This is a genomic window from Lutibacter holmesii, assembly GCF_042679665.1.
Taxonomy (GTDB): domain Bacteria; phylum Bacteroidota; class Bacteroidia; order Flavobacteriales; family Flavobacteriaceae; genus Lutibacter; species Lutibacter holmesii.
In genome coordinates this window covers 1,228,394-1,240,795 of record NZ_JBHTMV010000003.1, presented here as the reverse complement: position 1 = coordinate 1,240,795, position 12,402 = coordinate 1,228,394, and the positions used below count along the sequence as shown (strand labels likewise).

The window sequence follows — 12,402 nt, the reverse complement described above, 5'->3', positions numbered from 1 at the left end:
CTTTCTCAAACAAACTTTTTTGAACCTTTTTTTAATTCTTTTTTACTAAAATCCATACAAACCTGTAAACCCGTATGTTACAACCATAAAAAAATGAACTAACTAAAATTTTTGCAAGATTTACTTTAATTTAACACCATTTCGTAATACACATATATTATTAGGTATTGTTTATTTTATAAAAACAGTTAATTACATTAAATATCATCTTAAAAACTTATTGCGCAACTAATAGTTTTCTAATATCTTTGCACCCTCAATAAAATAATATGATTCAAATAACACTACCTGACGGTTCAAAAAGAGATTTCAACAGTGGAAGCACACCAATGGATGTTGCTAAAAATATAAGTGAAGGTTTTGCAAGAAATGTAATTTCGGCAAAATTTAATAAAACAACTATTGAAACCACTACCCCGTTAACGGAAAATGGAAAGTTAACTCTTTATACTTTTAATGATGCCGATGGTAAAAAAGCTTTTTGGCACTCATCTGCACACGTTTTAGCACAAGCTATTACTTCATTTTACCCTAATGTTAAATTAACTATTGGTCCTGCAATTGAAAACGGATTTTATTATGATGTTGATTTGGGAGAAGATGTTATTTCAGAAAAAGATTTTCCGGCGATTGAAAAGCGATTTTTAGAATTAGCTAGGGGAAAACACGAATTTAAAATGCGCGAAGTTAGCAAGGCGGATGCACTAGCTAAATATAAAGAAGAAGGAAACCAGTATAAAGTTGAATTGATTGAAAACTTAACAGATGGTGATATCACTTTTTGTGATCATTCTGATTTTACAGATTTATGTCGTGGTGGACACATTCCTAATACAGGATTGATAAAAGCTATTAAAGTAATGAGTGCTGCAGGTGCTTATTGGAGAGGTGATGAAAAAAACAACCAATTAACACGAATTTACGGAGTTTCATACCCAAAGCAAAAAATGCTTACTGAATATTTAGCGTTACTTGAAGAGGCTAAAAAACGTGACCACAGAAAACTTGGAAAAGAATTAGAATTATTTGCATTTTCTTCAAAAGTAGGACAAGGTTTACCGCTATGGTTACCAAAAGGAGCTGCACTAAGAAATAGATTAGAGAATTTTTTACAAAAAGCACAAAAGAAAGCCGGATATGAAATGGTGATGACACCACATATTGGACAAAAAGAACTTTATGTGACTTCGGGTCATTATGAAAAATATGGTGAAGATAGTTTTCAACCAATACATACACCTAAAGAAGGAGAAGAGTTTTTATTAAAACCTATGAACTGTCCACACCATTGTGAAGTTTTTAATTTTAAACCTTATTCATATAAAGATTTACCAAAACGTTTTGCAGAGTTTGGAACCGTTTATAGATATGAACAAAGTGGAGAATTACATGGATTAACACGTGTTAGAGGTTTTACTCAAGATGACGCACATATTTTTTGTACGCCAGATCAATTAGATGAAGAATTTAAAAATGTTATAGACTTAGTACTATATGTATTTAACTCACTAAGTTTTGATAATTTTACAGCGCAAGTTTCATTAAGAGACCCAGACAACAAAGAAAAATACATTGGAAGCGATGAAAATTGGGAAAAAGCAGAACGTGCAATTATAAATGCAACCAAAGAAAAAGGATTAGATTATGTAGTTGAATATGGTGAAGCTGCTTTTTACGGTCCAAAATTAGACTTTATGGTAAAAGATGCTTTAGGACGAAGCTGGCAACTTGGAACTATTCAAGTAGATTATAATTTACCTGAACGTTTTGATTTAACATATAAAGGTGCAGATAATCAATTGCACCGACCAGTTATGATTCACAGAGCTCCATTTGGATCAATGGAACGTTTTATTGCGGTATTACTAGAACACACAGCAGGTAAATTTCCACTTTGGTTAACTCCTGAGCAAGTTATTATACTGCCAATCAGTGAAAAATATCAAAAATATGCCGAAAATGTTTTACATTTGCTAGAAAATTCCGAAATTCGCGCTCTTGTAGATGATAGAAGTGAGAAAACAGGAAGAAAAATTAGAGATGCAGAATTGAACAAGATACCATTTATGTTGATTGTTGGGGAAAAAGAAGAAGAAAATGGTACCGTTTCAGTTAGAAAACAAGGAGAAGGAGATATAGGAACATTTACAACAAACGAATTTATTTCGTTTTTGAATAAAGAAATAAGTAGTACATTAAAACAATTTTAGTTTAATTTAAAATTTACGGTTATAGCAATCAAGAGACGATCAGGGGGAAGAAAGCCTTGGAGAGTAATTAAGGAAGATCAACACAGAATTAATGAGCACATTAAATATGTTGATGAAGTACGTTTAGTAGGTGACAACGTAGAAGTTGGTGTATACTCAATTTCGAAAGCGAAATCACTTGCAAGAGAACAAGAATTAGATTTGGTAGAAATTTCGCCTAAAGCGAAACCTCCAGTTTGTAAAATTATTGACTATAAAAAGTTTCTTTACGAACAAAAAAAGAGAGAAAAAGCCCAAAAATCTAAAGCTTCAAAGGTTGTTGTTAAAGAAATTAGATTTGGACCTAATACTGATGAGCATGATTTTGAATTCAAAAAGAAACATGCTATAAAGTTTTTACAAGATGGTGCTAAACTAAAAGCTTTTGTATTTTTTAAAGGTAGATCTATTATATACAAAGATCAAGGTCATATTTTATTATTAAGATTGGCTACCGAATTAGAAGAATACGGAAAAGTAGAGCAAATGCCTAAATTAGAAGGTAAAAGAATGATAATGTATTTAGCTCCTAAAAAGAAATAATACTTCAAAAATGCTTAGCAACCAAATATATGGTTATTCGCAATTTTGATGGAAAATATTAAGCAAGATAAAAAAGTAGAAGAAAATGCCTAAGATGAAAACCAAATCTAGTGCTAAGAAGCGTTTTAAGCTTACTGGTTCTGGAAAAATTAAAAGAAAACACGCTTTTAAAAGTCACATTTTGACTAAAAAAAGCAAAAAACGTAAATTAAAGTTAACTCATGACGGTTTAGTTCATAAATCAGATACAGCTAACATTTTACAACAGTTAACTTTAAAATAATAAAGTTACAGGGAATTTAAATATTAACCTTGGAGTAGAGCCTATACAAGTATAAATTAATTTTTATCGCCTACTACAAAAAAACAAATTGAAATTATGCCAAGATCAGTAAATTCAGTTGCTTCAAGAGCTAAAAGAAAAAAGATATTGAAGCAAGCAAAGGGTTACTTTGGACGTAGAAAAAACGTTTACACAGTAGCAAAAAATGCAGTTGAAAAAGGAATGTTATATTCTTATAGAGACCGCAAAAACAAAAAGAGAACTTTCCGTGCTTTATGGATTCAACGTATTAACGCTGGAGCTCGTCAGTATGGATTGTCTTACTCACAGTTTATGGGAAAAGTAAAAGCTAATAATATTGAATTGAACCGTAAGGTTCTTGCAGATTTAGCAATGAACAACCCAGAAGCTTTTAAGGCAGTTGTAGATCAAGTAAAATAGATTTTAAAATTTCTTGCTTATATATAAAAACCCAATCTTTTAAGATTGGGTTTTGTATTTTATAAACATTCTAAAATTATTACTTTTCTATTTCTCGTAAACTTTCCATTTTCTTATTTGCCATAAAACTAGTAATATCTTCAAAGTGTTCTTTCACTCTTTTATTTCCAAATTCAAAAACCTTTTCTGCCAATCCGTCTAAAAAATCACGATCGTGAGAAACCAATATTAACGTTCCGTCAAAATCTTTTAACGCATCTTTAATAATATCTTTTGTTCGCATATCTAAATGATTGGTTGGCTCATCTAAAATTAAAACATTCACTGGCTCTAACAATAATTTAATCATTGCTAAACGTGTTTTCTCTCCTCCTGACAGTACTTTTACCTTTTTAGTACTATTATCACCTCCAAACATAAAAGCGCCAAGCATATCTTTAATTTTTGTTCGAATATCTCCAACAGCAATTTGATCAATAGTTTCAAAAACGGTTAATTCTTCATCTAATAAAGAAGCTTGATTTTGTGCAAAATATCCAATTTTTACATTATGCCCTACTTCTAAATTTCCTTCAAAATCAATTTCTCCCATAATTGCTTTTATCATGGTTGATTTTCCTTCTCCATTTTTTCCTACAAAAGCAACTTTCTGTCCTCTTTCAATTACCAAATTCGCTTTTTGAAATACCACATGCGCATCATAACTTTTAGATAATTCATTTACAACAACAGGATATTGTCCACTTCTAGGCGAAGGAGGAAATTTTAAACGCAACGCAGAACTATCAACTTCATCCACTTCAACCCTTTTTAATTTTTCAAGCATACGAACTCTAGACTGAACTTGATTTGTTTTAGAATATGTTCCTTTAAAACGTTCAATAAAATCCATATTATCAGCAATCATTTTTTGCTGCTCATCAAAAGCTTTTTGTTGATGCGCTCTCCTATCCTTACGCAACTCTAAATAATGTGAATAATTGGCTTTATAATCATAGATTCGCCCCATAGTAACTTCAATAGTTCTATTGGTAATATTGTCTACAAATGCTCTATCATGCGAAATTACAATAACTGCTTTGGCTGCATTTAATAAAAAATCTTCTAACCATTGCACGCTTTCAATATCAATATGATTTGTTGGCTCATCAAGCAGAATTAAATCGGGTTTTTGCAACAAAATTTTAGCCAACTCAATACGCATTCTCCAACCTCCAGAGAACTCTGAAGTTGGCCTATTGAAATCTTCACGTTCAAAACCTAGGCCTTTTAAAACCTTTTCAACTTCCGATTCGTAATTTATTTCTTCAACAGCATAGTATTTTTCACTTAATTCTGAAACTCGTTCAATTAATTTCATATACGCATCACTTTCGTAATCTGTTCTTACGGTTAACGCGTCATTAATTTCGTCCATTTCAGCTTTCATCTTAAAAATTTCAGCAAACGCTTTAGAAGTTTCTTCCAAAACAGTTGAGTCATCTTGAGTTAATAAATGCTGTGGTAAATAAGCTATTTTAGTGTCACTTGGAGAAGAAATATTTCCTGAAGAAGCTTTTTGAACTCCTGCAACTATTTTTAATAAAGTTGATTTTCCAGCTCCGTTTTTTCCCATAAGGGCAATTTTATCATTTTCATTAATAGAGAAAGATACATTGCTGAAAAGCGTTGTACCTCCAAATTGTACCGAAATATCGTTTACTGTAATCATCTTCTACTTTATTTAGTTTTGAAAGCCGCAAATATACATTGTTTTTCTGATGTATTTAACGGCTAATTTTAAACAAAAAAAGCAAGAATTTTCATTCTTGCTTTTTGTTGCTAATGCTTTAATTATTTAAAATACTTCACCTAATTCTTTTAGTTTTTCGGTATTTTCTGCTAATTTCAATTCTTCAACAATTTTATGAATATCTCCATTAATTACATTTGATAAATCATATAACGTTAACCCAATTCTGTGCTCTGTAACACGACCTTGTGGGTAGTTATAGGTTCTAATTTTTGCTGAACGGTCTCCACTTGCTACTAATGAATTTCTTTTTTCTGAATCTGCAGCTAATTTTTTCTCTAATTCTTGTTCATACAAACGAGAACGCAACACCTTCATTGCTTTTTCTTTGTTTTTATGCTGTGATTTTTGATCTTGACATTGCGCTACTAAACCAGTTGGAACGTGTGTTAAACGAACCGCTGAATATGTAGTATTAACAGATTGACCACCAGGACCAGAAGAACAAAAATAATCTACACGAATATCACTTGGCTTTAATTCAACATCAAATTCTTCAGCCTCAGGCAAAACCATTACTGTAGCTGCTGAAGTATGCACACGACCTTGCGTTTCAGTTTGCGGAACACGTTGCACACGATGTACACCCGATTCAAACTTCATATCTCCATACACGTCACTACCGGTAACACTAAAAATAATTTCTTTAAATCCGCCTGAAGTACCTTCACTTATGTCTTCAACCTCAGTTTTCCAACCTTTATCTGAGCAATATTTTGTGTACATTCTGTATAAATCACCAGCAAAAATACTTGCCTCATCACCTCCTGTACCTGCTCTAATTTCAACAATTACGTTTTTAGCATCTTCAGGGTCTTTTGGAATCAACATGAATTTAATGTCTTCTTCCAATTTTGGAATACGCGCATTAGCTTCTTCTAATTCCATTTTTGCCATTTCGGTCATTTCCTCATCAGACCCATCAGCAATAATTTCTTTAGCTTCCTCAATATTATCTAACAGCGCTTTATACTCGTCAGCAATTTTCATTACTGCACTTAAGTCTTTATATTCTTTATTGATTTTTACATAACGCTTTTGATCTGTAATTATATCTGGCTGAATAATTAAATCAGAAACCTCATCAAATCGTTGTTTTACTATATTTAGCTTATCTAACATTTAATTTTTTATTGGATTGCAAATTTACGATATTTTCTTGACACTCATTTTTCACCTAATCAATACTTCATTTTAAGAAACATTTTTAAGCTTTTTAATTCAAAAAAACGTTAATATTCAAAAATACCGTATTCACTTTTAATTGTTAATTTTTTTGTTTCAGAAGCCTCAACTTTTCCTATAATTTGAGCATTTACATTGAAACTTTTTGAAATTTCAATTATATCTTCAGCAATTTCAGGAGTTACATACAACTCCATTCTATGACCACAGTTAAAAACTTGATACATTTCTTTCCAATCAGTTTTACTTTGCTCTTGAATTAATTTAAACAAAGGTGGCACACTAAACATGTTGTCTTTTACAATATGTAAATTATCTATAAAATGAAGAATTTTTGTTTGAGCTCCTCCACTACAATGTACCATTCCATGAATGTTATTGGCATTGTATTTTTTCAATATTTTTTTAATAATTGGCGCATAGGTACGCGTTGGAGAAAGCACTAATTTACCTGCATCAATAGGAGAATTTTCAACCTCATCAGTTAACTTTACGTTTCCTGAATACACCAACTCGTCAGGTACAGCTGCATCAAAACTTTCTGGAAACTTCTCAGCTAAATATTTATGAAAAACATCATGACGTGCAGATGTAAGTCCGTTAGAACCCATTCCTCCGTTGTATTCTTTTTCATAATTTGCTTTACCAAAAGACTCTAAACCTACAATTACATCGCCTGGTTTTATATTTGCATTGTCAATAACATCACTTCTTTTCAAACGGGCTGTCACTGTAGAATCAACAATAATTGTACGCACTAAATCACCTACATCTGCCGTTTCACCACCAGTTGAATGAATTTCAACGCCAAAACTTTTTAAATCTTGTAATAACTCTTCTGTTCCGTTAATAATTGCTGAAAGTACTTCACCAGGTATTAAATTTTTATTTCTACCAATAGTAGATGACAACATAATATTATCAGTAGCTCCAACACATATTAAATCATCAATATTCATAATTAATGCATCTTGAGCTATTCCTTTCCAAACAGAAATATCACCTGTTTCTTTCCAATACATATAAGCTAAAGACGATTTTGTTCCGGCTCCATCAGCGTGCATAATTAAGCAATAATCTTCGTCTCCTGTTAAATAATCAGGTACTACTTTACAAAATGCCTTCGGAAATAATCCTTTATCAACATTTTTAATTGCATTATGAACATCTTCTTTTGATGCTGAAACTCCTCTTTGACTGTATCTTTTACTAATTTCTGAACTCATTTGTACCTAGTTATGTTGTTGTGCAAAAGTAATTTTTCTTTTTTAAATATTAAACATAAAAAAAACCGAATGCTAACTTCATTCGGTTTTTTTATTTTTTAAATTCAATTATTCCCAATCAGGCATAAAAGCATCTGTAAATAATTCATCTCTTTCAATGTTATTATCGCTATCTGCAATAATAGAAGCTCTATAAATTGTTTTTGCTGAAATACCATCATTTGAAGTATTCACAAAAATAACTTCGGCTTCATTTGGCGAAAATCTTGGATCTAAATCATTGGTTCCTAAAACTTTATTTATAGATATATTTGTTGAAGTAGAAGCTGAGAAATCATAAATATAAATGTTTGTATCTAACTGTCTATTGTTTGAATTTTCATAACCAGACACATCTTGAGTATACACCAACAATTTATTATCTACTGAAATATTTAAACCTCCTGCAGCACCACTAACTCCTGATAAAATTGTTGTTAAAACCGTGCCCGACATATCAATTGTATAAATACTAACATTATAACCATTACTGTTATTGGTTTTTAAAGCAATCATACTTCCATCATTACTCCAATCACATTCAGAAATAAAACTTCCATCTAACGTTTGGTAAATTAACTGCAATCCACTTCCATCTTTATTAATTGAATACAACTTATCGTAATTTGAATAAATTAATTTATCACCATTTGATGACCAAGAGAAATCCATTTCATTCATATTATTTCCGTTTACTGGAACTGCGGATGTTACTTGAAAAACATCAGACCCATCAGTTTTCATAGTAAATAAATGGGTTGCATTGTTTGCTGTTTGTAAAAATGCAATTCTATTAGATGTTTGATTTTTTCTTGGTCTCCAGCTATTTACGTCTTCTAAAGTAAGTTGCACTTCATTTTCTGAAACAGCATCTGATTCATTAAAATTAGCAGAGTAAATTACATTGTTATTATTATCATATTTTTTAACATATAAATACCTATTCTCTGGATTTACTTTTGTTTTAAAGGAATATACAGTACTTAAAACATCTTCATTTATGCCGTCATTTGCAGTAATTTGCCAAAAATATTTCACTCCGTATTTTAAATCTGAAACTACATATGAAGTATCTGCAATTTCTAAAACTTCTAATACTTCATTATCATAATCATTTTTAACTTGTAATGTATATAAAATTTCATCTCCATCAGGATCTGTTGAAGACCAAGTTAATTCCACTGAAAGCTCGTGGTCTTCACTTCCATCTTCAGGAGTTTTTAAAATTGGTGTTGATGGCGCTTTATTTAAGGCATCATCATCTTCCATTTCAAAAATTACATTTACTTCAATATCAGTAGTAACTGTTGCAGATTCATATGTTGTTAAATAATTTTCTTTCGTTACTCCAACAGAATAATCTCCTTCTTCTATTTCTTCTAAAATAAAATATCCATCTACATCAGAAAAAACAGTATTATTTGTTGGACTTAAGGAAACCTTTGCGTTTTCAATAGGTTCAAAACTATTTGCTTCTACAACTCTACCAGTAATTGTACCTATTCCAACGACATCTATGGTATCTTCTTGACATCCGACAAATAGCCCGAATGCAACTAAAAAAACTATGTTAAAGACTTTTTTCATTTTTATTTTTTTTCAATTATCAAAACAATTCAGAACCTACTCTATTATATGGTTTCCCAAAATAAAAGTTCAATCCAATACCAACTCTCCAATAATAATCGTTGTAATCACCTTGAATTACACCTTCTTGTTTATCTGAAAACATTAAATTTTGTTCCCCAAAAAGTTTAATACCAATATTATTTACAGGTAAATATTCAACACCTAACCCATACTGAAATTTAAAAATTGGATTTTCAATATTTAGATCGGTTATAGTTCCAATACCCGCGTAAACAAAAGGAGTTAGATCATCATAAGGTAAAATATCGTACCCTAAATTAATGTCAAAATTCATATAATCTTCTTTATAGGTATTTTCATTTTCTAATTGAAAATAACCTACGCCTACATTTAAATTAAATTTTGGTTCATTAAAATAAAACTTATAGGAAACATTTGCACTTATTTGTGCTGTAGAGTTTGGATAATCATTGGAAACAAACGTAGCTCCACTCTCAACATTTAAGGCAGATTCACCTCTTCTATCTTCAAGTTTTCTTCCAAATAGTACTGTGGCATCTGCTTCTTCTTTTTCTTTTTGATAGCGTTCTTTAACAATTTCAACTTCAGGCTCACCTCCTTTTGGAGCCCATATTCCGTCAATTATTCCTTCGGCAATTAATAATTCAACAGCTTTATCAATTGCTTCTTTTACCGCTAACTGAGCTGGTTCATTTTTTGTAACACCGGTTTCAACCTCTAACAAACGTTGTAAATTTACATATCTAAATAAATTTGCTGAGATTCCTTGAGATAAAATTGTTTTTGACACGTAAACATTCTTTAATATACGTCCGCTTGATGTAGAAACAGCTCTTAAATATACTGTAATTCTATCTTCTCTATATTCTGTTGAAGCACCAACTCCAAAATATCTAGCTCCGGTTCCTCCTGTAATAATATTTGAATCATATGAAACTACACCACCTTCAAGAATTATTCCAGCAAATAATAATGGCGGTATTGATGTTGTTTGGTTTTTATTGTCTTTGCTATATTCTTGTCGAGTTGATCTAATTATTTGCCGCTCATTTAGCAAATTACCAATATTTTCGCGTTCAATAGGTTTAAACCATTCTGAATCTTCTAATGATTTTAATAATATAGAAGTACCTCCTTGTGTAACTGCGGTGCTAAAAGTTGAACCATTATCAACCGGCTTGTATTGTCCGGTTTGATCTCTAAACTTGTAAACACCCACAATAGTTTGTTCAACAGGTACTATATCTTCTAAAAGACCTTGTCTTTTTGTTGTATTTTCTCCAATTCTAGCAGCTTTTGTTTTATAAGGTTGGTTAAAAAAAGCGCCACAACTTGTTAATGATGCTAATAAAAATAGAGTAAATAATTTGCAATACTTTTTCATATAATTAAGGATTTGCAATTTTTAATTCTTTAATTAGGTATAATAATTTGAGTTTGTTCTCCGGTACTAGTATCTAAAATATTGACTGAAAGCCCACCGCTTGTTGGTGAAACTTCAACTAATAAAGAACCAAACACATAAGTTCCTTCGGTAAGCGCCTCATCTCCAAATTGATCTTGATATAAATCTTGAGATAAGGAATTTAATAATTGCCTGTTTAAACTATCAGCAAAATTATCTAAATCCGAAGATTCGTCGAAATTAAAACCCGAATCTTCCTCAAAACTATTCTGGGCGTTTGCTGAAGCTAACATTTGTTGATAATTAAATGTATCTCCTCCAAAAAAAGGATTCATTGGTTTATAAACAATATCTTGTGAATAAAGCAAACTAGGTATGCTAAAAAACAAAATTGCACTAAATAAACTAATTCTTTTCATAACTAAAAGTATTAAATAATAATTAAATTCTACTATTCTTAAGCAATAATTTTCGCTGTTTTGCGTATTGACTTACATTTTGAAGTGATTGATTTACAGCGGATTTCAAAAATTCTTCATCGGGTCGAGCCATAAATTCGTAAATTTTTCTATCATCAACTTCTATAGAAACAATACTGTTTCTACCCAAGTAAGGTTTTTCTTTAATATAAATAATAAAAGGGTATTTTATACCTGAAGTTAGGTAGGATTGGTAAAAGAAATCGTGAAAATCTTTTCCCATTTTAGTCAAAACATCATCAATTACAATACCTGTAATTACAAATTCGCCTTCATTAACTTCCTTTTTAGCCTTTAATTTTTGCCCTTGTGGTAAAATAACAAGCGAATCACTAGAAACTAAAACATCTTCATGTTTGATAAATAAGTAAACCTTAATTTCTTCATCATTTTCAATACTTAATCTCAGTTCAGATACATCTTGACTTTCTTGAGGTTTCAAAGAAAACTCACCAGATTGCCTGTTACTAGAATAATTACCTGAAGCGCTTTTTTTAAGTCCTACTAAATTATAAGCTAAATTAGGTTTAAATGTAAGTTCATTATTTTCTACGTGTGCCCTTACAACAATAAAATTATCAACTTCTAAAACATTTATTTTACCTATTACATATTCACTTAATTGAGCATTTATGGTAAAAACGCTAAAAAGCAATGTTAGAAACAATAATGTAGAAAAAGAAGATTTCATTTTCTAGTAGTTTTTAATAATCAATGTTTTAAAACTTGAATTTTGAATAATGCTCATATTCTCTATAATAGAATTCTGACCATAAATTTGCAAAGAGTTAGATTCTCCTTGTTGCACCACATTAAAGTTTGAAGGATTGTTATTATAATAGTTTATGAAATTATAATAATTTTTATTTCCCTGCTGAATAACCTCTTGTGAATTATTAGCATTACTTTTAATATTTATTTGGTTTTCATCTCCAATTTGATTTAAGCTAACACTATTTATTTGTGATTGTTTACTTAAATTAGATGTTTCATTTTCTGTGTTTGAAAAAGTTGATTCATTCACTTGAAAATATTGATTGATTATACGTGTATTCTCATCCATTTGCTGACTAATCACCTCAATTGGAACGAAATACAAAATACATATTAAAAACAAGAATTTTAATTTACAATTTTCCATCTTACTCA

At 30.6% G+C, this 12,402-nt stretch carries 12 protein-coding genes; 4 read left to right on the top strand and 8 right to left on the bottom strand.

From position 1 onward, the window contains the following. Positions 1–269 precede the first annotated feature (269 nt). The 4 genes from thrS to rplT all read left to right on the top strand — a co-directional run bounded on the left by thrS (position 270) and on the right by rplT (position 3,516). Complete coding sequence (gene thrS, locus ACFQ5N_RS08285; protein WP_386809016.1) at positions 270–2,210, top strand: threonine--tRNA ligase; 1,941 nt, start codon at positions 270–272, stop codon at positions 2,208–2,210. 66 nt (positions 2,211–2,276) lie between these two features. Further along, a complete protein-coding gene (gene infC / locus ACFQ5N_RS08280; protein WP_386809032.1) occupies positions 2,277–2,792 on the top strand; it encodes a translation initiation factor IF-3 in 516 nt (171 codons plus the stop codon). 85 nt (positions 2,793–2,877) lie between these two features. Then, complete coding sequence (gene rpmI, locus ACFQ5N_RS08275; protein ID WP_089379680.1) at positions 2,878–3,075, top strand: 50S ribosomal protein L35; 198 nt, start codon at positions 2,878–2,880, stop codon at positions 3,073–3,075. A gap of 96 nt (positions 3,076–3,171) precedes the next feature. Next, on the top strand, positions 3,172–3,516 hold the full coding sequence (rplT, locus tag ACFQ5N_RS08270; RefSeq protein WP_089382705.1) for a 50S ribosomal protein L20: 345 nt from the start codon (positions 3,172–3,174) through the stop codon (positions 3,514–3,516). Positions 3,517–3,595: 79 nt separating this feature from the next. Here the strand turns inward: rplT and ACFQ5N_RS08265 are convergent, their stop codons facing one another. The 8 genes from ACFQ5N_RS08265 to ACFQ5N_RS08230 form a co-directional block, all read right to left on the bottom strand. Further along, positions 3,596–5,227: an ABC-F family ATP-binding cassette domain-containing protein gene (locus ACFQ5N_RS08265; protein WP_386809015.1), complete on the bottom strand. Its 1,632-nt coding sequence runs from the start codon at positions 5,225–5,227 to the stop codon at positions 3,596–3,598. Between the two features lie 126 nt (positions 5,228–5,353). Next, positions 5,354–6,430 (bottom strand): peptide chain release factor 1, encoded by a 1,077-nt coding sequence (gene prfA / locus ACFQ5N_RS08260; protein WP_386809014.1) that lies wholly within the window; start codon positions 6,428–6,430, stop codon positions 5,354–5,356. 110 nt (positions 6,431–6,540) lie between these two features. Continuing rightward, positions 6,541–7,719, bottom strand: a complete 1,179-nt coding sequence (locus ACFQ5N_RS08255; RefSeq protein WP_386809013.1) for an AIR synthase related protein — start codon at positions 7,717–7,719, stop codon at positions 6,541–6,543. A gap of 108 nt (positions 7,720–7,827) precedes the next feature. After that, positions 7,828–9,345, bottom strand: coding sequence for a carboxypeptidase regulatory-like domain-containing protein (locus ACFQ5N_RS08250; protein WP_386809012.1), 1,518 nt, complete (start codon positions 9,343–9,345; stop codon positions 7,828–7,830). A 19-nt stretch (positions 9,346–9,364) separates the two neighbouring features. Then, positions 9,365–10,753 carry a CsgG/HfaB family protein gene (locus tag ACFQ5N_RS08245; RefSeq protein WP_386809011.1) on the bottom strand — a complete coding sequence of 463 codons (1,389 nt, stop codon included), beginning with the start codon at positions 10,751–10,753 and terminating at the stop codon, positions 9,365–9,367. Positions 10,754–10,782: 29 nt separating this feature from the next. Next, positions 10,783–11,193, bottom strand: coding sequence for a curli production assembly/transport component CsgF (locus tag ACFQ5N_RS08240; RefSeq protein ID WP_386809010.1), 411 nt, complete (start codon positions 11,191–11,193; stop codon positions 10,783–10,785). A gap of 22 nt (positions 11,194–11,215) precedes the next feature. Next, on the bottom strand, positions 11,216–11,944 hold the full coding sequence (locus ACFQ5N_RS08235) for a CsgE family curli-type amyloid fiber assembly protein (protein ID WP_386809009.1): 729 nt from the start codon (positions 11,942–11,944) through the stop codon (positions 11,216–11,218). Between the two features lie 3 nt (positions 11,945–11,947). Then, a complete protein-coding gene (locus tag ACFQ5N_RS08230) occupies positions 11,948–12,394 on the bottom strand; it encodes a hypothetical protein (protein WP_386809008.1) in 447 nt (148 codons plus the stop codon). Positions 12,395–12,402 lie beyond the last annotated feature (8 nt).